At 62.9% G+C, this 25,018-nt stretch carries 9 protein-coding genes; all 9 read left to right on the top strand.

Annotation, left to right across the window (positions count from 1 at the left end; translation table 11 throughout):
• Positions 1-127: 127 nt before the first annotated feature.
• The 9 genes from tssK to ISP18_RS01290 all read left to right on the top strand — a co-directional run bounded on the left by tssK (position 128) and on the right by ISP18_RS01290 (position 25,002).
• Positions 128-1,471, top strand: a complete 1,344-nt coding sequence (tssK, locus tag ISP18_RS01330) for a type VI secretion system baseplate subunit TssK (protein WP_380016261.1) — start codon at positions 128-130, stop codon at positions 1,469-1,471.
• The gene (icmH, locus tag ISP18_RS01325) at positions 1,468-2,769 is read left to right on the top strand and encodes a type IVB secretion system protein IcmH/DotU (RefSeq protein ID WP_380016259.1); all 1,302 of its coding nucleotides are present in this window, start codon (positions 1,468-1,470) and stop codon (positions 2,767-2,769) included. The genes tssK and icmH overlap by 4 nt, the downstream gene beginning before the upstream one ends.
• On the top strand, positions 2,766-6,308 hold the full coding sequence (tssM, locus tag ISP18_RS01320) for a type VI secretion system membrane subunit TssM (RefSeq protein ID WP_380016257.1): 3,543 nt from the start codon (positions 2,766-2,768) through the stop codon (positions 6,306-6,308). Before icmH ends, tssM begins: the two co-directional genes overlap by 4 nt.
• Before the next feature lie 4 nt (positions 6,309-6,312).
• A complete protein-coding gene (gene tagF, locus ISP18_RS01315; RefSeq protein WP_380016255.1) occupies positions 6,313-7,896 on the top strand; it encodes a type VI secretion system-associated protein TagF in 1,584 nt (527 codons plus the stop codon).
• On the top strand, positions 7,893-8,603 hold the full coding sequence (locus ISP18_RS01310; protein ID WP_380016253.1) for a PP2C family protein-serine/threonine phosphatase: 711 nt from the start codon (positions 7,893-7,895) through the stop codon (positions 8,601-8,603). Before tagF ends, ISP18_RS01310 begins: the two co-directional genes overlap by 4 nt.
• Before the next feature lie 10 nt (positions 8,604-8,613).
• Entirely contained in the window at positions 8,614-12,267 is a 3,654-nt protein-coding gene (locus tag ISP18_RS01305) for a bifunctional serine/threonine-protein kinase/formylglycine-generating enzyme family protein (protein WP_380016251.1), read from the top strand.
• Positions 12,264-12,584 carry a hypothetical protein gene (locus ISP18_RS01300; protein ID WP_380016249.1) on the top strand — a complete coding sequence of 107 codons (321 nt, stop codon included), beginning with the start codon at positions 12,264-12,266 and terminating at the stop codon, positions 12,582-12,584. Before ISP18_RS01305 ends, ISP18_RS01300 begins: the two co-directional genes overlap by 4 nt.
• Before the next feature lie 383 nt (positions 12,585-12,967).
• On the top strand, positions 12,968-14,974 hold the full coding sequence (locus ISP18_RS01295; protein ID WP_380016247.1) for a ShlB/FhaC/HecB family hemolysin secretion/activation protein: 2,007 nt from the start codon (positions 12,968-12,970) through the stop codon (positions 14,972-14,974).
• Between the two features lie 11 nt (positions 14,975-14,985).
• Complete coding sequence (locus ISP18_RS01290; protein ID WP_380016245.1) at positions 14,986-25,002, top strand: autotransporter-associated beta strand repeat-containing protein; 10,017 nt, start codon at positions 14,986-14,988, stop codon at positions 25,000-25,002.
• Positions 25,003-25,018 lie beyond the last annotated feature (16 nt).

Here is a 25,018-nt window from a genome sequence, read left to right as displayed (position 1 = left end):
TGCATTTGGCGCGATGTGAAACCTTGCATGGCCGTCATTCCCGCTTTCGCGGAATGACGGCAGAGTTGGGGTGATCTCTCCTCGCAGGTGAGTTTCAAAAAAGCCGCAAGACAGACGGACCCGATACATGACGCAAAACAACAAAGTGGTATGGAGCGAAGGCCTGTTCTTGCGGCCCCAGCACTTGCAGCAGCAGGAGCGCTATCTGGAGCGCTTCGTGGAACTGCGCGCGGGTGGGCTGCGGCCGTATGCCTGGGGCTTTCACGAGTTGGAGTTGGAAGCGGATCTGCTGGCGATCGGCAAGCTCGGCATCAAGCGCGCCCGCGGTGTGTTCCCGGACGGCACGCCGTTCTCCATGCCCAACGACGATCCGCTGCCGCCCGCGCTGGAAGTGGATCCGAATTGGCGCGACCAGACCGTCTATCTCACGCTGCCGTTGCGCTCGCCCACGCAGCCTGACAGCGGTCGTCCCGAAGCATCGGCAGAGAAACTGTTCCGCTTCCGCGTGCGCGAAGCCGAAGTGCGCGATGCTTCCGGCAGCGTGGATGGGTTCACCGTGCTGGAAGTCGGCGGCATGAGCAGCCGCATGCTGCCGCAATCGCAGCCGATGGAAGGCTTGGCACAGATTCCGCTGGCGCGCATCGTTGAATGCCGTTCGGATCGTCGCGTGGTGCTGGATGAAACCTTCATGCCCACCGCGCAGAGTTGCCAGGCCGTGCCGCGGCTGGTGACCTTTCTTACTGAATTGCTCGGCCTTTTGCATCAGCGCGGCGAAGCGCTGGCCAGTCGCGTGGCGGTCACCGATCGCGGCGGCGCAGCGGAAATCGCCGACTTCCTGCTGCTGCAGGTGGTCAATCGCTATCAGCCGCTGGTTGCGCACCTGGCTGCCGCACCCATCGCGCATCCGGAAGATCTTTATCGTATTGCCATCGCAATGGCCGGCGAGCTGGCCACCTTCACCGCGCCGAGCAAACGCTCGCAGCCATTTCCGCCGTATCGGCACGAATTTCTGCGCGAGAGCTTCGAGCCGGTGATCATGGCTTTGCGTAACGCCCTGAGTGCGGTGATGGAGCAGACCGCCACACCGATTCCGCTGCAGCAGCGCAAGTTCGGCGTGTGGGTGGCGGTGGTGCCGGACATGACCTTGCTGGATACCGCGGCCTTCGTGCTCGCCGCCAAGGCGGACATGAAATCCGAAGACCTGCGCCGTCAATTGCCCGCGCAGTCGAAGATCGGCCCGGTGGAAAAGATCCGCGACCTGGTGAACCTGCAACTGCCGGGCATCGCAGTAGCGCCGATGCCGGTGGCGCCGCGGCAGATTCCGTACAACTCCGGTTATCTGTATTTCGAATTCGACAAGAACTCGCAGATGTGGCGGATGCTGAAAACGTCCGGCGGCATCGCGTTCCACTTCGGCGAGGAATTCGGTGGGCTTGACCTGCAACTGTGGGCGATCAGAGGCGGAACATGAGCCAGACCAACGGCCCCAATGACGATAAGCGCGACGCGACAATAGTGCGCCCGCGCGGCGCGGCGCCTGCTGCGCCGCCTCCCGCAGCACCCGCGCCGGCTTCGTATGGCTCGCCTGCGCAGATCAATGAATTTCTCAACGGCGGTGCCAATCCGTTGGTGCAGGCGGCCAGTCCCTTGCTGCTGCTCGCCGTGCAATTGCGCCACAGTGTTGCGCAACCGGACGCCATGCACCTGCGCGAGCAGGCCGTAGCGCAGATGCGCCGCTTCGAAAACCTCGCCCAGGCGGCCAATGCTCCGCAACAAACGATACTCGCCGCGCGCTACGTGCTGTGCACGATGCTGGACGAAGCCGTGCTCAGCTCGCCCTGGGGCGAACACAGTGGCTGGGCGCAGAAAACGCTGTTGGTCACGTTTCACAGCGAATCGTACGGCGGCGCCAAGTTCTTCCAGATTCTCGAACGCCTGTGCTCGGATTTCGCCAAGCACATCGATCTGATCGAGCTGATGTACATCTGCCTGGCGCTGGGTTTTGCCGGGCGGTACCAGATCGAAGCCGGCGGGCGGGCCAAGCTTGCCGATATCCAGGAAGACTTGTACCGACGCATCCAGGCGCAGCGCGCCAAGCCGGCGGATGAGCTGGCGCCGCACTGGCGCGGCATCGAGGATCGCCGCAATCCGCTGATCCGCTACGTGCCACTGTGGGTGATCGCCGCATTTGCGGCGGTAGTGCTGCTGGCGGCGTTTCTTTATTTCTACACGCGGCTCAACGCGGATTCTTCACCGATCAGCGCGCAGCTCGCGCAGATCGGCCTTGAAAATGGCACGCCGCCCGATACCGCGCGCCAACCGCATCCCGCGCGCAAGAGCCTGAAGCAATTGCTGGCGCCGGAGGAACAAGCCGGTCAGCTCAGCGTGGATGAAAAATCCGACGGACAGGCGATGGTGCGGCTGGCCGCCACCGGCATGTTCCCCTCCGGTGGTGTCGACGTGAGCACTGGCGAGATTCCGCTGCTGCACAAGATCACCGCCGCGCTCAATCAGGTGCAGGGTAGGGTGATCGTGGTCGGGCATACCGATGATCAGCCGATTCGCTCGCTGAAATACAAAGACAACTTCGAACTGTCCGGCGCGCGTGCGCGCAGCGTTGCGCAAATCCTGAGCGACGGTCTGGACAATGCCACGCGCATCGAATCCAACGGCGCAGGCTCGTCGCAGCCGATTGCGCTGCCGCCCGATACGCCGGACAACCGCACGCGTAACCGGCGCGTGGAAATCATGTTCATTCCGGAGGATTGAACCAAGTGAAGATTCTGGCGTTGTTCAAATCCGGTTGGTTCATCGCGCTGGTCGGCATCGTGTTGTTGTCGGTGCTGATCTGGCTGGGCGGTCCGTATCTCGGCATTGGCGATTCGCAACCATTGGCCAGCCCGGTGGTGCGGCTGGTGCTGATCATCGTGATTCTTGCGGTGTGGGCGATCTGGCTGCAGATCTCGCAGTTGCGTGCACGCAACAAGGCGAAACAGATGTCCGGCGACATGGTTTCGCAAGAAGCCAAGCCCGCGGGCAGCGAGCACGACGAACGCAGCGTCGCCGAGCGCACGCAGTTGCAGGGGCGCTTCCAGGAAGCGGTCGATACGCTGCGTAAAACCAAGCGTGGAAGCGGCAATCTCTACACTTTGCCGTGGTACGTGGTGATCGGCCCGCCTGGCTCGGGCAAGAGCACGCTGCTGCAGAATTCGGGCCTGAATTTCCCCTTGTCCGATCGCTTCGGCAAGCAGGCCCTGCGCGGCGTTGGCGGTACGCGTAATTGCGATTGGTGGTTCACCGACGAAGCGGTGTTCTTGGATACCGCCGGCCGCTACACCATGCAGGATTCGGATCAGGCCGCGGATTCGTCGGCGTGGGGCGAATTCCTGAAGCTCTTGCGCAAATACCGCAAACGCCGCCCGATCAACGGCGTGCTGATCGCGATGAGCATGTCCGACCTGCTTACGCTCGATCAGAACGGCATGCAGGAACACGTGCAGGCGATCCGCCGCCGCCTGGACGAGCTGGCCACGCAATTGCGCATCGGCGTACCGGTGTATCTGGTGCTGACCAAGTGCGACCTGATCGCCGGCTTCACCGAATTCTTCGACGATCTCAGCCCGGAACTGCGCAGCCAGGTATGGGGCATGTCGTTCCCGGTCGAGCAGACCATGAACGGCACGGCGGCCAAACAGTTCGCCAGCGAATTCGAGTTGCTGTTGAATCGCCTGCACACACGCATCCTCAGCCGGCTGCATGCAGAGCGCGATCCCACCCGGCGCGGGACGATCCTGTCATTCCCGCAGCAGTTGAGTTCTTTGCGCGAAACCCTGCGCCAGTTCGTCGAGGGTGTGTTTACCGGCTACGCCTACGGCACGCCACCCTTGCTGCGTGGCGTGTATCTCACGTCAGGTACGCAGGAAGGCACGCCGATCGATCGCATGATGGCGGCGGTGGCGCGCACGTTCGGGCTCGACGCCGCGCAAGTGCATACGCCCGGCGCGCAGCAGCGCACTTTCTTCGTCGAGCGTCTGCTGAAGGAAGTGTTGTTCCGCGAATCGGGTTTCGCCGGTACCAACCCGAAGCTGGAGCGGCAGAAGATTCTGCTGCAGGCAGCTTCGTATCTGGGCGTACTGGTGCTTACCGTGCTGCTGCTGGCCGGTTTTGCGGAAAGCTATGGCCGCAATCGCGCCTATCTCTCGCAAGTTGAGGATGCTCTCAAGAACTATCCGGCTACCAGCGACGTTTCCGGCGCCGCCACGCAGAAAGACTATTTCGCACGCGTGTTGGCGCGGCTGGAAGGTCTGTCCGGCGTGCAGGACATCGCGCAGCAATACAAGGGCGATGTGCCGCTGTCGATGCGTTTTGGTTTGTACCAGGGCCACGCCGTGGGTAGCGAAGTGCACGATGCCTACGTGCGCGAACTCAACGGTTTGCTGCTGCCCGGCGTGGCCTCGCAATTCCGCACGGGGTTGACCAGCAGCGCCAGCGATCCACAAGCGCTTTATTATTACCTCAAGGGTTATCTGATGCTGGGCGAGCCGCAGCATCAGAACGCGGACGAGCTGGTGGCGCTCACCGATATCGAATGGCGCAAGATCTTCCCGGAAGATCCGGTACTGCAGAAAGCGTTGGGCAAGCATTTCCACGCGCTGGTGGCCGAGCCGGGACAGTTGCGCCCGCTGCATCTGGACGATGCTCTGGTGGAGCAGGCGCGCAGCACGCTGCGCACGGCTGACCTGTCCACGCTGATTTACGGAAGCCTCAAGCTGAGCATGGACAGTTCCGATCATGCACCGCTGCAACTGGACAAGGAACTTGGCCTGCTTGGCAACGTGTTCCGCCGCCGCAGCGGTGCTTCGTTATCCGAACCGCTGCCCGCGCTTTACACGCAATCGGTGTTCGCGATGCAGGTGAACAAGGGCATCGAGCAGGCGGTGAAGCAGTTCACGCAGGACGACTGGGTGTTCGGTGCCGGCAAGATCGATGCGATCCGCCAGGCGCAGCTGGCCCAGCAGGTGCTTGCGCTCTACCAGCAGGATTACATCAAGGCGTGGGACGACCTGCTCGGCGATCTGCAACTGCAGCCGATCGGCAACATCCAGGACGCCAGCGCAATCGCTGCAAAGCTGTCTGGCCCCAGTTCGCCACTGAAATCGCTGCTGGTGCTGGTGCGTGACAACACGCACGACCTGCTGCGCGAGCCGCCACCGAGCGATGCCGACAAAGCAGAGGCTGCGCTGAAGAAGGCGGCCGAAAAGAAAGCCACGCAGAGCGCAGTGATGCGTGCGCTCGCCACCAATGGCATCGGCACCGGTACGGGCGAGGCCGGAGCGAGTGCTGCCAAACCCGGAGATGCGATCAGCGCGCACTTCGATACGCTTGACAAGCTCAGCGAAGGGCCACCGGGCGGCACGCCGATCGATCACACCGTGAGCGTGCTCGATCAGCTCAGCAAAACGCTGCTGACCATGACCGACTTCAGCGGTGCGGCCGGCCAACCCAATCCGCAATTGCTGATGGCGCAGCAGGAAGCGTCGCAACTACCGCCGCCGGTATCGGGCTGGGTCGCCGCCCTCACCGGCAAGAGCCAGGCGCTGGTCGCCACCGGCACCAGCGGTGCGCTCGGCGATGCATTCCAGCAAGCGGCAGGCAAGGATTGCGCGGACTTCACCCGTGGCCGCTATCCGTTCTCGCCGAACAGCGGTTCGGATATTCCGCTGCAGAACTTCGGCGAGCTGTTCGGTTACGGCGGCCGCTTCGACAGCTTCTACAAGCAGACGCTGGACAAGCTGATCGACGCCAGCGGCCCCACTTGGAAGTGGAAGAGTGGCCCCGGTGCAGTCGCCGGATCGCCCGGCATGCTGGCGCAGATGCAGTTAGCCGATGCGATCAAGCAGATGTACTTCCGCAACAACGGTGCTACGCCGGAAGTCGATTTCACGCTGGCCGCACCGTCGCTGGATCCGGGCATCGGCAAGCTCTCGGTGACCATCGATGGGCAGAAGTTCGAATACCAGGCGGGCGGCACGAGCACTGCCGGCATGAAATGGCCAGGGCCGCAGCCCGGTCATGTGACGATTTCGGCGTGGGATACCAGCGGCAATCTACTCAGCACCTTTGACTACCAGGGTGACTGGGCCTTTTTCCACGCCATGCAGGCCGCCAATTTGCAGCGCCAGTCAGATCTACGCTACCTGGCCAACTTCAATTTCGGCGGCCACGTGGCGAAGGTCATGATTCAAGCCGATAACCTCAAGAACCCGTTCCTCAATACCACCGTGCAACGTTTCAGGTGCGGAGGGTAGATCGGTGAGTCCGACAGGGGCGGGATTCTTCGGCAAGCTTCCGGGCGCGGGTGACTTCGTCCAGCGGCGCCTGCCGTCAGCCTTCGTCGAGGTGTGGGACCGGCACTTCGAGCGTGCCGTGAACGCCAGCCGCCTCGCGCTGGGCGATGCATGGCAGCACGCTTATCGCAGCAGTCCCGTTTGGCGGTTTCTATTGTCGCCGGGAGTGTGCACGTCCTCTGCGTGGGTGGGCGTGATGGGGCCGGCCGGCGATCGCGTCGGGCGCAGTTTTCCGATGGTGATCGCTGTGCCGTTGGAGGATGTTTCGCTCGCCACGCAAGTGCTGCGCGATGGCGACACGTGGTTTGCCGCGATCGAGCGCGTCCACGGCGCGGCGCAGGCTGATCCGTCGGTCGGCGTGGAAGCGTTCGATGCGCAACTGCTCGCGCTGGCCGACATTCCGCTTGTTGCACCGACAACGGCTCCACTGCATGGCGTGGAACACATCGCCTGGCAGAACGCCGGGCAATGGCGTCTGCCGCTACCGCGTGCTCGGGGTAATGGCGATTTCTTGGCCGACCTGTGGACGCGCGCCTCCGCCAGCGGCAACGACTGGTGTCTGTGGTGGACGCATGGCGGCGGCCATGTGCCGGCCAGCGTACTGGTCACGCGCGGTCTGCCGCAGGCGGAAAGTTATGCGGGATTTCTCGACGCCAAGCACGCGGATGAAGGCTGGCAATCATTGGGCGTGTTCGAGGACGTCGCGTCGCATGTGCATACCCACCACGCTCCGCACGTGTCGGTGAGTGCGCCGGTCATCACGCCGCCGCCACGCAAGCTGTTGCCGGATGACTTGAGCGACGTATTCGCCGACCTGGTGCCGCCGGTGTCGATGGCCATGGCTGGCAGCACAGTGGGCACGGCAGGCGAGGGCGATTCGGTCGTCAAAAGCGACGGCGTCGCAACCACCTATCGCGGTGATATCGCGCTGGCTTTAGTCGCTGCCGACGAAGGCGGGCACGATGTGCGACGGCAGGCTTCCGTCTATGCCAATCAGGTCGCGAACGAATTGAGCGCAGGCGACCTGGCCGGCAGCCTCGAAGTGCTGCGTCAACGCCTGCTGGCCTTGCATCCGCGGCTGCGCGAACGCGGCGAAGACCTGATCAACCCGGTGCCGGAAGACGGCTCGGTGATCGCCGTGCACATCACCCGGCGCTGGGCCAATCTGTTGCGCATCGGCACAGCCGCAGCGTGGCATTGGCGTGGCGGCACGCTGCAATCGCTGTTCGCCACCGCCAATGCGTCGAACGAAGACAACGCCTTGGGCGGCGATTTCGACGATCTGCTGTTCACCCGTGCGGCGACGGTTGCCTCCGGGCTGGGTGGCCCGACCGAGCCGCTATGCGACGAAGTCGTGTGTGCGGTGGAAGAAGGCGATCGCCTGCTGCTAGTCGCCACGCAACACTTGGTGCAGCTTGCTCCCGATGTCTACGCGCGCGCGCTGGCGATGCCTTCCTGCGACGACGCGCGCGCACGCATCGCTACCGCTGCCGGGCTTGGCGAAGAACCGGCCCGCTGGCCGCTGGCCGTGATCGAGGTGACTTCATGACGCTACGCTATGAATCCGTTGGCCATACCGATACCGGCAAAGTCCGCGCGCACAACGAGGATGCCATTCTCGTGCGCGAGGACGTGGGCCTGTGGGTAGTGGCCGATGGCCTGGGCGGCCATACCGCCGGCGATTACGCCAGCGGCATGATCGTGGAACGGCTGGGCACATTGCCGCGCAACGGCAGCGTGTTCGATTTCGTGGAAGCGATCGAGGACACCCTGGTAAAGGTGAATACCGACCTCCGTCGCATCGCGCGCGAGCGCAACGTCGACGTGATCGGTTCCACCGTGGTCGTGCTGGTGCACGACAAGGATTTCGTGCTGTGCGGCTGGGTGGGCGACAGCCGCGCCTACTGCTTTGAGGACGACCGGTTGCGGCAGATCACGCACGACCATGTGCACGGCCACAAGAACGACGTCACCCAGATCGGGCAGGCGCAGCCGGCCGGCTCGGGCGTGCTCACCCGCGCGGTCGGCGCCGAGGAAGCCCTGTTCGTCGATTGGGTAGTGGCGGGTAGTCGGCCAGGCATGGCCTTCGTGCTGTGCACCGATGGCATCAACAAGGAGCTTTCCGACGCGGAACTGGACGACGAATGCCGCGCACACGTCGATCCGCAGATACTGCTCGCCAGGCTATTCGAGCTATCGCTCAATCGCGCCGCGCGCGACAACATTTCCGCCGTGATCGTGCGGCTAAAGGATTGACCCGCACGCCATGACTTTTCTCGCCGAACTCATCGACGATTTCAACGCGCACCGACGCAAGCTGCCGGAGCTGTTCCAGGCGCTGGCCGAGCGCGGGCCGCAGCCGGACGAGGCGTATCGCGCCGACTTGGCGCTGCTCGAACGCCTGCAGGGCGAGGATGCGCTGTCGCCCGATATTGCGCGTGCATTGATCGCCAAGTTGCATGCCGTGCAACAGCCCGCGCAGCCGCCGTCCGACGACGCTACGGTCGTCAAAGCGCCCGGAGCCATCGAAACGGAAGTCACACAAGTAAAGCCCACTGTGGCTTCAGCATCGACGGATGCCGAAGCCACGGTGGTAAAGCCGGCTTCGACCCCTTCGGGCAATACGCAGAACACGGGTCACAATACGAGTCAGAACACCAGCAACTCCGGCAGCTCCAACCGCGATACCTGGCAACGCATAGCGCAGGCCGAAGGCGGTGAATACGCTACCGTCGGGATGCTGCTGAAAGGACGCTTCCTGCTTGAACGCGAAGTTGGGCGCGGCGGCATGGGCGTGGTGTACCTGGCGCGCGACGAGCGCAAGGTGGAGGCGCGCGATCGCGACCCGTATGTCGCGGTGAAAGTGCTGAATGACGAATTCCGCCGCCATCCCGATTCGCTGATCGCGTTGCAGCGCGAGGCGCGTCGTTCGCAATTGCTGGCGCACGACAACATCGTGCGCGTGTTCGATTTCGACAAGGACGGCACCATCGTCTTCATGACGATGGAGTACGTCGACGGCCAGGATCTGAAGGCTCTGATCCGCGAGAAAGCCTACAACGGCCTGCCGCTGTCCGAAGCGCGTCCGCTGATCGAAGGCATGGCCTGGGCGCTGAAGCGCGCGCACGGTGGCGGTGTCGTGCACTCGGACTTCAAGCCCGGCAACGTGATGGTGACGCGCGACGGCGTGCCGAAGGTGTTCGACTTCGGTATCGCGCGCGCGGGCAAACATGCAAGCGACGCGTCCGGCGAACAGACGCTGTTCGACGCCGGCACCCTCGGCGCGCTCACGCCGGCCTACGCCAGCCTGGAAATGATTCAAGGCAAGGAGCCCACGCCCAGCGACGACATCTACGCGCTGGGCTGCGTGGTGTTCGAGCTGCTTACCGGCAAGCACCCGTTCGACAAGGTCAGCGCGGAAGTTGCGCTGCGCGAAGGGCGCAAACCGCCGCCGGTCCCCGGCTTGACCAAGCGCCAGTACAAGACGCTGTGCGATGCCGTGGCCTTCCACGGCGAACAGCGCTTGAAAACCGCGGCCGAGCTGATAGAGGGCTTGCGCGAATTGAGTCTGCGCGAGCGCATCGGCCCGCAGTTGGCCTACGGCGGTGGCGCGCTGGTGCTGCTGATCGGCGTCGGCTGGGGAACGACGTATTACCTGCACAACCAGCACGTGGCGCATATCGTCGGCCGGTTCTCGCTGAGTGCGCCCGATCATTACGCCAATGAGGACCAGGCGGCGCAAGCCTTGAACAGCCTGACCGACGACGAGCGCAAGCGCATCGTGCTCGACCAAGGCGACGCGATCCAGAACTACATGCTTAGCCGCATCAGCACCTATTGGGATCCGGCGCAGAATCACTACGACTATGCCGGCACGCAGCACGTGTTCCAACTGCGCGATCAGCTGAAGCTTTATTCGCCGACGCTGGATACCAAACGCAGTGCGATCGAAACGCAGAAGAACGACCTGCTCAACACACTCGATACGCAGCTCACCCAGCGCATTGATGCCGGCGCGATCTTCGAGAACCAACCGAATAATGCGGTGGAAACGCTGGCGCAGATCCGGGCCATCGATCCGCACAGCGCATTGCTCAAGAACGCCGAGCTGGAACTGAAATACGACATTGCCATCGGTCAAGCTTTGAGCGCCAACCGTGCCGACGAAGCCAAGTCGGAATTGGCCCTGGCAACGCGCCTGTTTCCTGATTCGACGCGCTTGAAGCAGCGCGAGGCGCAACTGGCGGGCTTGGGCGGCACGCTCGCCGCGACGGCGCCGCAAGCCGCGGCACCGGTCTTACAAAATCTGCCGGAAGCGCGCAAGACGCTGGCGGCCCTGATCGCCAAGCCGGTGCTGAGCGCTGACTGGCAGCAATCCGTTGCCAATGCGATGGGCCCGCTGCGCAACGACAATGCGCCGGAAACGCGCAAGCTGGTGGACGACCTGGCCAACGCCATCGCCACCGCGGCTAGCACGCAGAGCGATCCGTTGCATCTGCAGCAGGCCAGCAACCTGGTCAACCTGGGATTGCAGTACGCGCCGCAATCGAACGCATTGCGTGCGCAGCGCGGCCGCCTGGATACCTTGCTGCAGCAGCAGGAAGCACAGCTCAACCAGGAAAGCATCGCCGCGGAAGTCACTTCGCGCATCGAATCGGTGAAGCGCGCCGCGGCGGCGAACGATATCGGCAAGGCGGAGGAATCGCTGGCGCGCATCCGCACGCTGCAGCCGGACAATCCGTTCCTGAGCCAGGAAGGTCCGCAGTTGCTGGCCAGCGCGTATCTCAGCCAGGCGGATACGGCGGTCCAGCGCAGTCGTTACTCGTCCGCTGCCGAACTTATGGCCAAGGGCATCAAGACGCTCGGCAGCCGTAGTGACTTGCGCAATGCGAAGGCGCGCTACGACCTGCTCGCCGCGGTGATGAACGCACGCGGCAAGCCAGTGGCTTCCGCCGACCTGGAGCGCATGAAGAAGCAACTGGTCGATGCGCGCAAGGCCGATCCAGATGGCTTGAAGCGGTTGGAATCGGATCTGAAACAGCGCGGCCAGTTGAGCAGCACGCTTGATGATCTGATCAACAGCATGCAGCCGAGCGAAGTGGCCGCTGCAACACCGGTCACACCATCGCCCACCAATCCCGCGCAACCGGCCACCGGTACGCCAGGACAACCTACGCCCACGACGGGTACGGCCGCCAAGCCTGCGACGAACGGCAAGACTGCCGCTGCCAATGGCGCCGCCACCGCGGCGAACATTGCACCGCAGACGCCGGCCGGCCCCAGTTCCGATCCTTGCAATCAGCCGGACCTGATTGGCAAGGGCAAGGTCTGTTTCGACGCGCTCGGTCAGCGCCGCGGTCCTTCGCTGGTGGTGGTGCCTGGTGCGTCCGGCGGCAAGCCGTATGCGATGTCGCGCGCTGAAATCACGGTAAGCGAGTTCAACCGCTTCTGCAGCGCTACCGGGCAGTGTTCGGCGAAAGCCTCCGACGACCCGGATGGCGGGAACTTGCCGATCAGCAATATCAGCCTGGCCCAGGCCAAGGCGTATGCGGCATGGCTGAGTTCGGCCAGCGGCGGTTACGTGTACCGCCTGCCGACGGACGCGGAATGGATGCATGCGGCGAAGGGCGGCGGCAGTTGGTCGCAAGCTTCCGACAGCAACTGCATTCCGCCCAACACGGTGGGCGGCGGCGACAACACCTCGGCGCCGATTTCGGCGCGCGGGCGCGAGGCCAATCCATGGGGCTTGGTGAATATGACGGGTAACGTTTGGGAGTGGGTCACCACCGGCGGAGGCGTGGAAGTGCGCGGCGGCAGCTACAACAGCTACTGGTCCGATTGCACCGTAAACAGCCGCCGCGATGACACCGGCACGGCACAGAAAGACGTGGGTTTCCGCGTGCTCAGAGAACTCAAATGAACGAACGGGAACGTCACGCCAATCAAAGCCTGCAGGCGCTGGACGAGGCCCATCGCCTGGGGCGCATCAGTCGCGAGGAATACCGGTCGCGCCGCCGTCATCTGCTGAGTGCATTATGCGAAAGCCACGTGGTAACCGCGCGTAATGCGATCGTGCGACCGGCACCGCACTCGCATGAACCTGCGCCGCAACCGGCTGGCGACGTGCTGCCCGGCCTGTTTCCGCCGCGGCATACGGCGTGGAAATGGGGTGTTCCCTTGGCTGTGATTGTTCTGTTGTGCGCGGTACTGGCGTATTGGCTATCGCGCGGTGGGTGAAGCGGCAATGCTTCGAACTTTGGATAAGAGTTAGTGCGTAGGCTGGGATGCCGATCCCAGCATCGGGAAACCAGGAGAAAGCCAGGATTGGCATCGCCGCCTACCGGGCCGGCATAAAGCAAAGGTAATGCCGTCACAGCCATTGGAAAGTGAAAAATGCGACTTGGAACACGTTGTCGAATGGAGGCATGATAGCTGTCCGGCACCACGGTTGATGGCCCGGTAGCAGGGGAAAAACGGACGCACCGACGTCAGCGTGCGCTCCGCAGCAAGGGGTTCCGTTTAACGAAAAAGTTGATTGACGGGGAGTGCATGGTGCGCTCCTTCGACCCATATACCACCGCGTTTCGATTCAGGGGATACGTATCGTGCGGATTGCATGCATGGCAGCAGCATTGGCTTTGGCGTTGGGCAGCAGCAGCGTATGGGCGCAAGGTGGCGCACCTGCGGCTGCGCAGAACATCCTGGTAAGCGGCGTGCCCGCATCGTCGCCGGATATTCAAAAGATCGTCGACGGCGAATATCAGAAGGCGTTGGCCGCGACAGGCAACGCGAACACGCTCGATCACACCCAGTTACAGGCGCTGGCCGAACGCATCACCACGGCATTGAAGAAAGCCGGCTACCCGCAGGCGCATGCCTACCTGGCCGACCAGTTCGTGAGCTATAGCTTCGGCGCAGGGGCGAAACCGGCGAGCGCCGGTGCCAATGCTCAGGCGGCCGCGAGCGCAGTGCCTGCAGCCTCGGCGGCGGGCAACGCCGCGCTAGCCTCGGCGCCGAGCGAAAGCGGCGTGGTGCCTCCGGTGAAGGAACGCGAAAGCGGCAGCGCTGCGGCGCAGAAAATCGCCGTGAAAGGTTTCCGTGTGGACGGTGTGGGTGATCATCCCGATTCCGGCATCACCTTTGACAGCATCCAAGCGATGGCCGACGCGCAGTACCACAAGCTGGGTGGCGGCGCCGATCAACCTGTGATGCTCTCGTTCGCGCAGATGCAGGGCGTGGCCGACGCGATCACCGATCGCTACCGCAAGGCCGGCTTCATCGTGGCCAGCGCATTCCTGCCGGCGCAAACGATCGGCAACGATCAAAAAGTGGAGATCCAGATTCTCGAAGGCCGCGTCGGCCGCATCATCGTCAAGGGCAACAAGCGCTATTACGCCGACGTGATCGCCGCACCCGCGCAGCAGCTCAGAGGCGAGCCATTGCAGAAGAGCACGGTGGATTCCGCGCTCCTGTATGTGCGCGACCTGCCGGGTGTGTCGGTGGCGTCCACCTTCCAGCCAGGCCGACAGACCGGCGATACCGACCTGATCATGGTGGCACGCGAAGCACGAAACCCCTTCACCTTCACCACCGGTGCGGACAACTACGGCACGCCGCTTACCGGACGCTATCGCGCGGAGGGCGGCGTGACCTGGAACAGTCCGCTAGGCATCGGCGACTCGCTGTCCGCCAACGCGAACTACGCGCTCGACCCGAACCAGAACGCCTACGGCTCGCTCAACTACAGCGCACCGTTGGTGGTCGTACCAGGTCTTAGCATGAACATCGGTGGCACGCGCAGCGAGCTGCAGATCAACTCCGACGGTTTCGCGGCACTGAAGGTGCGTGGCCCCACCACCACGTATTTCGCCGGCAGTGACTGGAAGTTCATCAACGACGACGACATGAAGATGCAGACCTCGCTGCACGTGATCCGCGAGCAGTCGCGGCTGAGCACGCAGGGCTTGCAGTTGTCGAACGAGAAATTCAACCTGCTCGAACTCGCTTACGCGATGAACCACACCGACCGACGCCTGCACGGCGTGGATCTGCTGCAGGTGAGCGTGCGCAAGTCGCTGGATGACCAGTCGCACGAACCGGATCTGGTCAGTCCCAATCACGCACACGACTTCAGTTTGTTGAAAATATCGTACACACGCCTGCAATTCCTTACGCAGGCGCAGCGGCTGTACTTCAAGTTCAACGGGCAATGGACGCCGGATGCGTTGGTGCCAATGGAGCAGTTCGTCATCGGTGGTCCGGACAGCGTGCGCGCGTACCCGATTGCCGACGGCTTGACGGATCGTGGCTACTACACTTCGCTGGAATATCACGTGGATGCGCCGGGCTTCGGCAACGTCACCTCGCCGTTCTACGGCAGGCCGTGGCGTGAGCTGCTGGAGCTGGAGACCTTCTTCGACTACGCGCGTGGCTTTGCGGCCGGCGCGGACCTGCACAGCAGCACGCCGCCGGTCAACTTCAGCGGTTGGGGCGCCGGTTTCATTTTCCGCATACCCCAGTTCCACCACTTCGAATTCCATCTGGACGGTTCGATTCCGCTTGGCAGTCAGCAGGCGACGGATCGTCACGGATACCACGTATACGGACGTATGGGCTTGACGTTTTGATGGAGGCAATCATGAACACGAACACTGGCAAACAGCAGCACGTGTCACGTCACCCGAATGGATTGCCGGCCTTGCGGCGCAAACTGCTACCGGCAAGCTTGGTGTCATTGCTGGGTCTTTTCGCGTGCGGCGGCGAGGTATGGGCGGGCGGACACGTGGCGGCGAACGCCACGCCCACCGGCGGCGCAATCGTCGGTGGCAACGGCTCGATTTCGCAGAATGGCGTCAACACCACCATCGTGCAGAATTCGCAGTTGTTGGCGTTGAACTGGCAAAGCTTCAACGTGGGCGCGAACGCGTCGGTGCTGTTCAAGCAGCCGTCGTTCACCTCGGTGGCGCTCAACCGCATCCTCGATCAGAATCCCAGCCAGATCTTCGGCCACGTCAGCGCCAACGGTCAGATCTTCCTGATCAACACACACGGCATCATCTTCGGTGCCGGCTCACAAATGAACGTGGGCGGCCTGGTAGCGAGCACGCTGGATCTCACGCCCAGCGATTTTCTTTCCAGCCATTTCAACCTAGATGCGCACGGCGGCAGTGCTGGCATCGTTAATCACGGCACCATCGAAGCGGCCAGCGGCGGCTCGGTAAGCCTAATCGGCGGGCAGGTGGAGAACGACGGCCTGATCCTCGCTAACTACGGCCACATCAATCTCGACGGCGCCGATCGAGCGGTACTCGATTTCGATGGCGAAGGTCTGATCAACGTACAGGTCACGGGTGAGTTGCAGAAGCGACTCAACACCGACGAAGCAGCCGTCACCAACAAAGGCAAGCTGCAAGCGGACAGCGGCACGGTAGTGCTGCAGGCGTCGGCGGCGAAAGACTTGTTCACCAACCTGGTCAACAACACCGGCGTAATCAGCGCCGGCGGTATAAGCACGCAAGGTGGCAAAGTGCAGCTGATCGCCAGCGGCGGCAATACCGTTACCAGCGGCACTATCGACGTATCCGGCGCGGAAGGCGGCAGCGTGCAGGTGCTGTCGGATCAGAACGTGGACGTCAGCGGCAATGTGAATGCCTCTGGCGCGAACGGTGGCGGCAGCATCCGCATCGGTGGTGGTCCGCACGGCGGTGAAGGACTGATGCAGGCGGCCAACACCACCGTTGAGGCAGGCGCCACGTTGAACGCCGATGCCACGACGCAGGGTTCCGGTGGTTCTATCGCGACGTGGGGTAGTCAGACCAACAACGTCGCCGGCAGCTTCAGTGCGCGCGGTGGTGTGGACGGCGGCAACGGTGGCAGCATTGAGACCTCGGGCGAGCAGGTTCACATTGCCGACGGCACGGGCGTCAACACCTTGGCGCCGCATGGGCAGAGCGGCAGCTGGCTGATCGACCCGGTTGATTTCACCATTGCGGCGACGGGTGGGGACATTACGGGCACCGCGTTGAGCACGAACCTGTCTGGCGGCAACGTCATCATCAAGTCCAGCCAGGGTGCCACCACGCCAGGAACCGGCAGCATCAACGTCAACGACACGGTTAGCTGGAACAACAACACCCTTACTTTGATCGCTGCTGACAACATCAATATCAGTGGCGCGTTGAAGGCCACCGGCACGGCCGGCTTGGCGCTGGAACCTTCGACTACCAACTCGACCGGCAGTGCGACCGAAAACGCCGTGTCCGGCGGCACGACCATCATTAGCAGCACCGGCACGCTGTCGCTGGCAGGCTCTGGCACCTCGACGATCGGCAGCTTGACCGACAACGGTACGTTCGACATCTCAGGCCTGACCAATGGTGGGGCAAGCATCACCAGCCTGGCAGGCAGCGCGAGCGGGGCGTCGGTAATCCTTGGCGCCAATACGCTGACGCTGAGCAACGCTGCGGATACCTTCAGCGGCGTCATCAGCGGTAGCGGCGGCCTTACGGTATCGGCCGGCACGGAAACCTTGGCTGGCGCGAACACCTACACCGGTGTTACGACGATCGACAGCGGCGCCACGCTGGCACTTACCGGTAACAACAGCGGCGTGGTGGACTCCAGTGTGAGCGACGCGGGCACGTTCGACATCTCAAACACGAACACCGGGGCGAGTATCACCAGCCTGTCTGGCAACGGGTCGGTGAGCCTGGGCAGCAATCCGCTGACGTTGAGCAACGCTTCCGGCACCTTCAGCGGTGTCATCAGCGATGGCGGTGCCGGCGGCAGCCTCACGTTGTCGGGCGGCACGGAAACGCTGACGGGCGCCAACACTTACAGCGGTGGCACGACCATGAATGGCGGGACGCTGGCGATATCGAGCAGCGCCAACCTTGGTGGAAGCAACGATGGTGGCCTGACCTTCGGCGGAGGTACGCTGGAGAGCACCGCTTCGTTCACCCTGAACGCTGCGGTGACGCTGACTGGTGCAGGCACGTTACAGACCGATAGTGGCACTAGCCTGATCGTGAGCAGCGCGATTTCCGGCAGCGGTGGTCTGAGCAAGACAGGTACCGGTACGTTGACGCTGACGGGCGCGAACAGCTACGGCAGCACGACCATCACAGCGGGCACCTTAAAGGTGGGCAATGCCGGCTCGACCGGTTCGATCACCGGCAACGTGACGGACAACAGCTCGCTGGTTTTCGACCGGACAACTGGCGTGAGCTACGGCGGAGTGATTTCCGGCACGGGTTCGCTCACCCAGGTGGGTACGGGCAAGCTGACGCTGACGGGGGTGAACACGTACTCAGGTAGCACGACGATCAACAGCGGCACCGCGCTGGCCCTCAAGACCAACGGCAGCGTGGCGGACTCGAGTGGCGTGAGCGATGCCGGCACGTTCGACATCTCGGGCACGAGCAACGGGGCAAGCATCACCAGCCTGTCGGGCGGCGGGGCGGTTAACCTGGGCGGCAACACGCTGACACTAAGCAACGCGGCTGGCACTTTCAGCGGTGTCATCAGTGATGGTGGTAGTGGTGGCAGCCTCACGATGTCGGGCGGCACGGAAACACTGACGGGCGCGAACACGTACAGCGGTGGCACGCTCTTCGCTGGCGGTACACTGGCGGTATCCAGCAACGCCAACCTGGGGGGAAGCAACGATGGTGGCCTGACCTTCGGCGGAGGTACGCTGGAGAGCACCGCTTCGTTCACCTTGAACGCTACGGTGACGCTGTTTGGTGGAGGCACGTTGCAAACCGATAGCGGCACTAACCTGATCGTGAGCAGCGCGATTTCCGGTAGTGGCGGTTTGAGCAAGACAGGCGGCGGTACGTTGACGCTGACGGGCGCGAATAACTATGGCAGCACGACGATCACAGCGGGCACCTTGCAGGTGGGCAATGGCAGCACGAGCGGTTCGATCACCGGCAACGTGACGGACAACGCTGCGCTGGTGTTCGACCAGAGCGGTAGCGTGAGCTATGGCGGAGTGATTTCCGGAACGGGTTCGCTGACCCAGGCAGGCACGGGCACGCTGACGCTGACGGGCGCGAACACGTACACGGGTGCTACGACGATCAGTGCGGGCACCTTGACGCTAGGCAATGGTGGTTCGGTCGCGGGCAACGTGACGGACAACGGCGCGTTGGTATTCAACCAGAGCGGCAGCGTGAGCTACGGCGGGGTGATTTCAGGCACGGGTTCGTTGACACAAAAAGGCAGCGGCACGCTGACGCTGACGGGTGCAAATACCTATGGCGGTGTCACGACGATCACTAACGGCACGCTGGCACTTTCAGGTAGCGGCAGCGTGGCGAGCTCCAGCGGGGTCGCCAATAACGCCACGTTCGACATTTCCGGCACGACCAGCGGTACGAGCATCGCCAGCCTGAGTGGCACAGGCCAGGTGAATCTGGGTAGCAAAGCGCTGACGTTGATCAATGCTGTCGACACCTTCAGTGGTGTCATCAGCGATGGCGGTATCGGTGGCGGTACCGGTGGTAGCCTCATGTTGTCGAGTGGCACGGAAACGCTGACGGGTGCAAACACCTACACCGGTGTTACGACGATTACGGCGGGTAGCTCCTTGCAACTGGGCAATGGTGGTACCGGTGGCTCAATAGCCGGCAACGTCACGGACAGCGGTGCGTTGGTATTCGACCAGAGCGGCAGCGTGAGCTACGGCGGCGTCATCTCGGGCAGCGGATCGCTGACGCAGGCGGGTACGGGCACACTGACGCTGACGGGTACGAACGCGTACACGGGTGGCACGACGATCAATACCGGCACCTTGCAGTTGGGCAATGGCGGGGCCGGCGGTTCAATCGCCGGCAACGTGACGGACAACGGTGCGCTGGTATTCGACCAGAGCGGCAGCGTGAGTTACAGCGGCGTCATCTCGGGCAGCGGATCGCTGACGCAGGGGGGGGCGAGCACGCTGACGCTGACGGGTGCGAACACCTATGGCGGCGTCACGACAATCACTAGCGGCACGCTGGCACTTTCGGGTAGCGGCAGCGTGGTGAGTTCCAGCGGGGTTGCCGACAACGGCACGTTCGACATCTCCGGCACGACTAGCGGTGCAAGCATCGCCAGCCTGAGCGGCGCAGGCCAGGTGAGTCTCGGCAGCAAAGCGCTGACGTTGACCAATGCTGTCGACACTTTCAGTGGCGTCATCAGCGATGGCGGCATCGCTGGCGGTACCGGTGGTAGCCTCGTGTTGTCGAGCGGCACGGAAACGCTGACGGGTGTGAATACCTACACGGGCGTTACGACGATCACGGCGGGCAGCACCTTGCAGTTGGGCAATGGCGGGGCCGGCGGCTCAATTGCCGGCAACGTGACGGACAGTGGTGCGCTGGTATTCGACCAGAGCGGTAGCGTGAGCTACGGCGGCGTCATCTCGGGCAATGGATCGCTGACGCAGGCGGGTACAGGCACGGTGACGCTGGCGGGGGCGAACACCTATAGCGGCACAACGACGATCACTAACGGCACACTGGCACTTTCGGGTGGCGGCAGCGTGGCGAACTCGAGCGTGAGCGATGCGGGCACGTTCGACATTTCGCAGACGACCAGTGGTGCGAGCATCGTCAGCCTGAGTGGCGCTGGGCAGGTGAGTCTGGGCAGCAAAACGCTGACGTTGAGCAATGCTGCCAATGACACTTTCGGTGGTGTCATCAGTGATGGCGGTCTCGGTGGTGGTACCGGTGGCAATCTCGTGTTGTCCGGCGGTACGTTGATACTTACGAATGCAAGCACATACACGGGTAGCACGACGATCAGCGGCGGCACCTTGCAACTGGGTAACGGCGGGACGACCGGTTCAATCACTAGCAACGTGACGGACAACGGTTCGCTGGTGTACGACCACAGCAACGGCGTGAGCTTGGGCGGAGTGATTTCCGGCACGGGATCGCTGACGCAGGCGGGCAGCGGCACGTTGACACTGACGGGCGCGAACACCTATAGCGGCGGCACGACGATCAGTGCGGGCACCTTGCAACTGGGTAGCGGTGGTTCGATCACTGGCAACGTGACGGATAACGGTGCGTTGGTGTTCAACGAGAGCGGTAGCGTGAGCTATGGTGGAGTAATTTCAGGCACGGGGTCGTTGAAGCAGGCGGGCTCGGGCACGCTGATACTGACGAACGCGAACACGTACACGGGTAGCACGACGATCAGTGCGGGCACTTTGCAGTTGGGCAATGGTGCGACCGGTGGCTCAGTCGCTGGCAACGTGACGAACAACGGCGTGCTGGTCTTTGACCAGAGCGGCAGCGTGAGCTACGGCAGCGTGATTTCCGGCACGGGTTCGTTGACGCAGGCGGGCAGTGGCACGCTGATACTGACCGGTGCAAACACCTACACAGGTGGCACGACGATCAATGCCGGCATCTTGCAGCTGGGCAATGGTGGGACGAGCGGTTCGATCACGGGAAGCGTGGTGGATAGCAGCTCGCTAGTGTTCGATCGCAGCGGTAGCGTGAGCTACAGCGGAGTGATTTCCGGCACGGGTTCGTTGACGCTTGTGGGCAACGGCACGCTGATATTGACGGGCGCGAACACATACACAGGCAGCACGACGATCAGTGCTGGCACCTTGCAGCTGGGCAATGGCGGAACGAGCGGTTCAATCACTAGCAACGTGACGGACAACGGTTCGCTGGTATACGACCACAGCAACGGCGTGAGCTTGGGCGGAGTGATTTCCGGCACGGGATCGCTGACACAGGCGGGCAGCGGCACGTTGACACTGACCGGGGCGAACACCTATAGCGGTGCCACGACGATCACTAACGGCACGCTGGCACTTTCGGGTGGCGGCAGCGTGGCGAACTCGAGCGTGAGCGATGCGGGCGCATTCGACATTTCTCAGACGACCAGCGGCGCAAGCATTGCCAGCCTGAGTGGCGCGGGCCAAGTGAGGCTGGGCAGCAAAATACTGACGTTGACCAATGCTGCTAACGACACTTTCAGCGGTGTCATCAGCGATGGCGGTATTGGTGGCGGTACCGGCGGCAGCCTCGTATTGTCTGGCGGTACGCTGATACTGACGAACACGAACACGTACTCAGGTAGCACGACGATCAGCGGCGGCACCTTGCAGTTGGGTAATGGCGGAACGAATGGTTCAGTCGTCAGCATCGTAGCGGACAACGGCGCATTGGTGTTCGATCTGAGCGGCAACCTGAACTACGGCGCAGTGATCTCAGGCACGGGCTCGGTCACACAGAAGGGCGGCGGGACGCTGACCTTGGGTGGTGCGAACAGCTACGGCGGGGGCACCACCGTCAGCGGCGGCACACTGGTGGTATCGAGCAACAGCAACCTGGGTGCGAGTGGCACGGGCATTACGCTCAATGGCGGTACGCTGGAAAACACTGCTTCGTTCACCCTAAGTCGCGCTGTGACGCTGGGTAGTAGCGGCGGCACACTGCAAACCGATAGTGGCACCAACCTGACAGTGACTGGCGCGATCAGTGGCGGCAGCAACTTCGCCCAGACCGGGGCAGGCACACTGACTCTGGATAACAACGTCACGACCGGCGGAAGCCAAACCTACAACGGTGCAGTGGCGTTTGGAGCAAACGCGTTGCTCACCAGTACCGGCAACGGCGCCATTGATTTCATCTCCACGGTGAATGGTTCCGGTGCGTTGTCGATCAACACCGGCGGCATCGTCACCTTCAATCAGCCGGTGTCGCTGAGCGGTCTGACTACTCGGAGCAGCACGTTCACGGCGGACGCGCTCAATATCGGCAGCGGCGGGCTATCGGTGACGACCACGGCGGGCGATATCAAGCAAACCAATCCGTTTGTGGTGACAGGTGCTTCCAGCTTCAATGCGGGTACTAACACGGTCGATCTCACGCTTGGCAACAATTTCACGGGAGCCGTGACTGCGACAGGTGCCGGCGTATCCATCTACGATGCGAATAACCTGACCATCGCCGCGTTGACCGATAACAATAACGGCGACGTGAGCCTGACGGCAGGGCAGGCGCTGAATCTGACTGGAGGCATCAATGCCGGCACGGGCAACCTCGCCCTTGTTTCCAAGGGCAGTACGCTAGATACGACGGGTGCCCTGAGCGGCAGCAATGTCACGTTGAGCGGTGCGAACGGCATCGCACTCGCCAACAATGTGACTGCTGCGGGCACGCTCAGTCTGGTCAGCAGCGCAGGCGGCATTGCGCAGAGTGGCGGTGCGCTCACGGCGGCTACGCTGACTGGCAGTTCGGCCGGAGCAACCACGCTGGATGGCGCCAATGCAATCACGACGCTGGGCAACTTCACCGCGAACGGTCTCAGCCTGACCAGCACACAAGCGCTGTCCGTCGCGGGTACGGTGGACGGCGGAGCTTCGGGCGTCAGCTTGACCACCACGGGCGGCAATCTGACCGTGAACGGCTCTGTCAGCGGCGGCGCTGTTGCGCTGAACGGTAACGGTGATCTAGCCATCAATGCCGGGGTGAACAGCGGCAGTGGCGCCACGACGCTGATTTCGGGTGGCGCGATCAGCGAAGGCAACAACGGCGTCATCACGGCCGGCAGCCTGACGGGCAGTTCGGTCGGCGCGGCCACGCTGAGCGGTGCGAACGTGGTTGGCACGCTCGGCAACTTTACTGCCAATGGTTTCAATCTGTCGGATGCGCAGGCGTTGACGATCGCAGGCACCGTCAATGGCGGCAGCGGCATCACTACGATCACTTCGACCGGTGCGATTGGTGAAAGCAGCAACGGCGTGATTGTGGCCGGCACCTTCACCGGCAGCTCTGGTGCAGCGGTTGCACTGCAGGGCGCAAACCAGATCGGTACCCTTGGCAGTTTTGCTGCAAACGGGTTCAACCTGGATAACGCGCAGGCGCTGACTGTCGCCGGTACAGTGAACGGCGGTGGCGGTGCTACCAACATTGCCACGTCCGCGGGGGCGCTGGCGGTGAATGGGGCTGTCGTTGGTGGCTCCGTAGCGCTGGCCGGCCAGGGTGGTCTTGGTGTCAACGGCAGCGTCAACAGCGGCGCTGGCACTACCGCGCTCACCTCCGGCGGCACCATCAGCGAAGGCAACAGCGGCGTCATTACGGCAGGTGTGCTGACTGGCGGTTCCGGTGGCGCGACTGCTCTGGGTGGCGCCAATGCGGTCGTCAGTCTGGGCAACTTCACGGCGAACGGCTTCAGTCTGAGTAACGCAAATACGTTGACCGTGGATGGTGCAGTGAATGGCGGCAGCGGCACGACGAGCGTCGCCACTACGACAGGGGCGCTAACCGTGAACGGCAGTGTCGCCGGCAGTGCAGTGAGCCTTGGCGGTGGCAGTGGTCTTGCGATCAACGGCGGCGTGAACAGCGGCAGCGGCACAACCACGCTGACCTCAGGTGGTGTCATAGGCGAAGGCGGCAGCGGCCTCGTCACCGCAGGCACTTTGACCGGCAATTCCTTCGCTGCGACCACGTTGGGTGTTGCGAATCAGATCGCCAATCTGGGCAATTTCTCGGCCAACGGCTTCAACCTGGCCAACGCGCAGGCGCTGACGGTTACCGGTACGGTAAATGCCGGCAATGGCACGGCGAGCATTGCCACTGCATCGGGGGCAATGACCGTCAATGGCAATGTCACCGGCAGTGCGGTGAAGCTTGGCGGCGGCAGCGGCCTGGCGATCAACGGCGCCGTGAACAGCGGCAACGGCACGGCAACGCTGACCACGACCGCCGGCAATATCGACATCAACGGTACGGTGGCCGGTAATACGGTGGCCTTGTATTCGGCCGGTGCGATCGGCGAAGGCAACGACGGCGTGAATGCCGGAACGCTGACTGGCAGTTCGGCTGGTGTCACGACGCTCAACGGCATCAACGAAATCGACACCTTGGGCAGCTTCACTGCCAACGGCTTCAGCTTGATCAACGCGCGCGCCTTGGCGATCAACGGCCCAGTCAATGCCGGCAGCAGTCTTGCGCTGACCACTAGTAGCGGCAACATCGGCATCAACGGTGCCATCAGCGGATCAAGCACCAGCCTCAACAGCGCCGGTGCACTCAGCGAAGGAAACCAAGGCTCCATTGCGGCGGCTACGCTCAGCGGCAACGCCGGCGGCCTCACCACGCTCACCGGCTTGAACAAGGTCGGCACGCTGGGTGATTTCCGCTCGCTGTCCGGTTTCAGCTTCGCGGACGATGAAACGCTGACCTTGAGTTCCTTGAACGGCAGTAGTTATGTGGTGAATGCCGGTACGTCGCCGGTGTCGATCGCGGTCACCAATGGCAATCTTTACCAGGCCGATCACACGTGGACCTATGACGGTACCGGCTCCTGGTCGTCGACGGGCGCGATCGGTACGCAAGCCAATCCGATCTACGTCACGGGTACGACCACGCAGTACGTGCCGCTGGTCGGCGATCCGCCTGCGTACTTCTACGCGGTGGATTCGGCCGGCAACATCCTGTCGATCATCGGCGACAGCGTGAACGTGCCGACGTCGCTGTTCTCCAGCCGCGCGCAGAACGTCAACAACCATCTGGATTCCTATATCGACGCGAGCGTGATCACAGCGAACTATCGTTCGTTCGGCATCGTGCCTTCTGGCATTTTGTTACCGCCGGATCAGCAGAGCTGCCAAGCAGGTGATACAGATTGTTCGGACGAGTGAGCGGAAAGGGAGGCGT

The sequence above is a fragment of the Dyella humi genome (assembly GCF_044904605.1).
Lineage (GTDB): Bacteria > Pseudomonadota > Gammaproteobacteria > Xanthomonadales > Rhodanobacteraceae > Dyella_B > Dyella_B humi.
The sequence above is the reverse complement of the archived record's forward strand: the minus strand, read 5'-3'. Positions and strand labels throughout refer to the sequence as shown.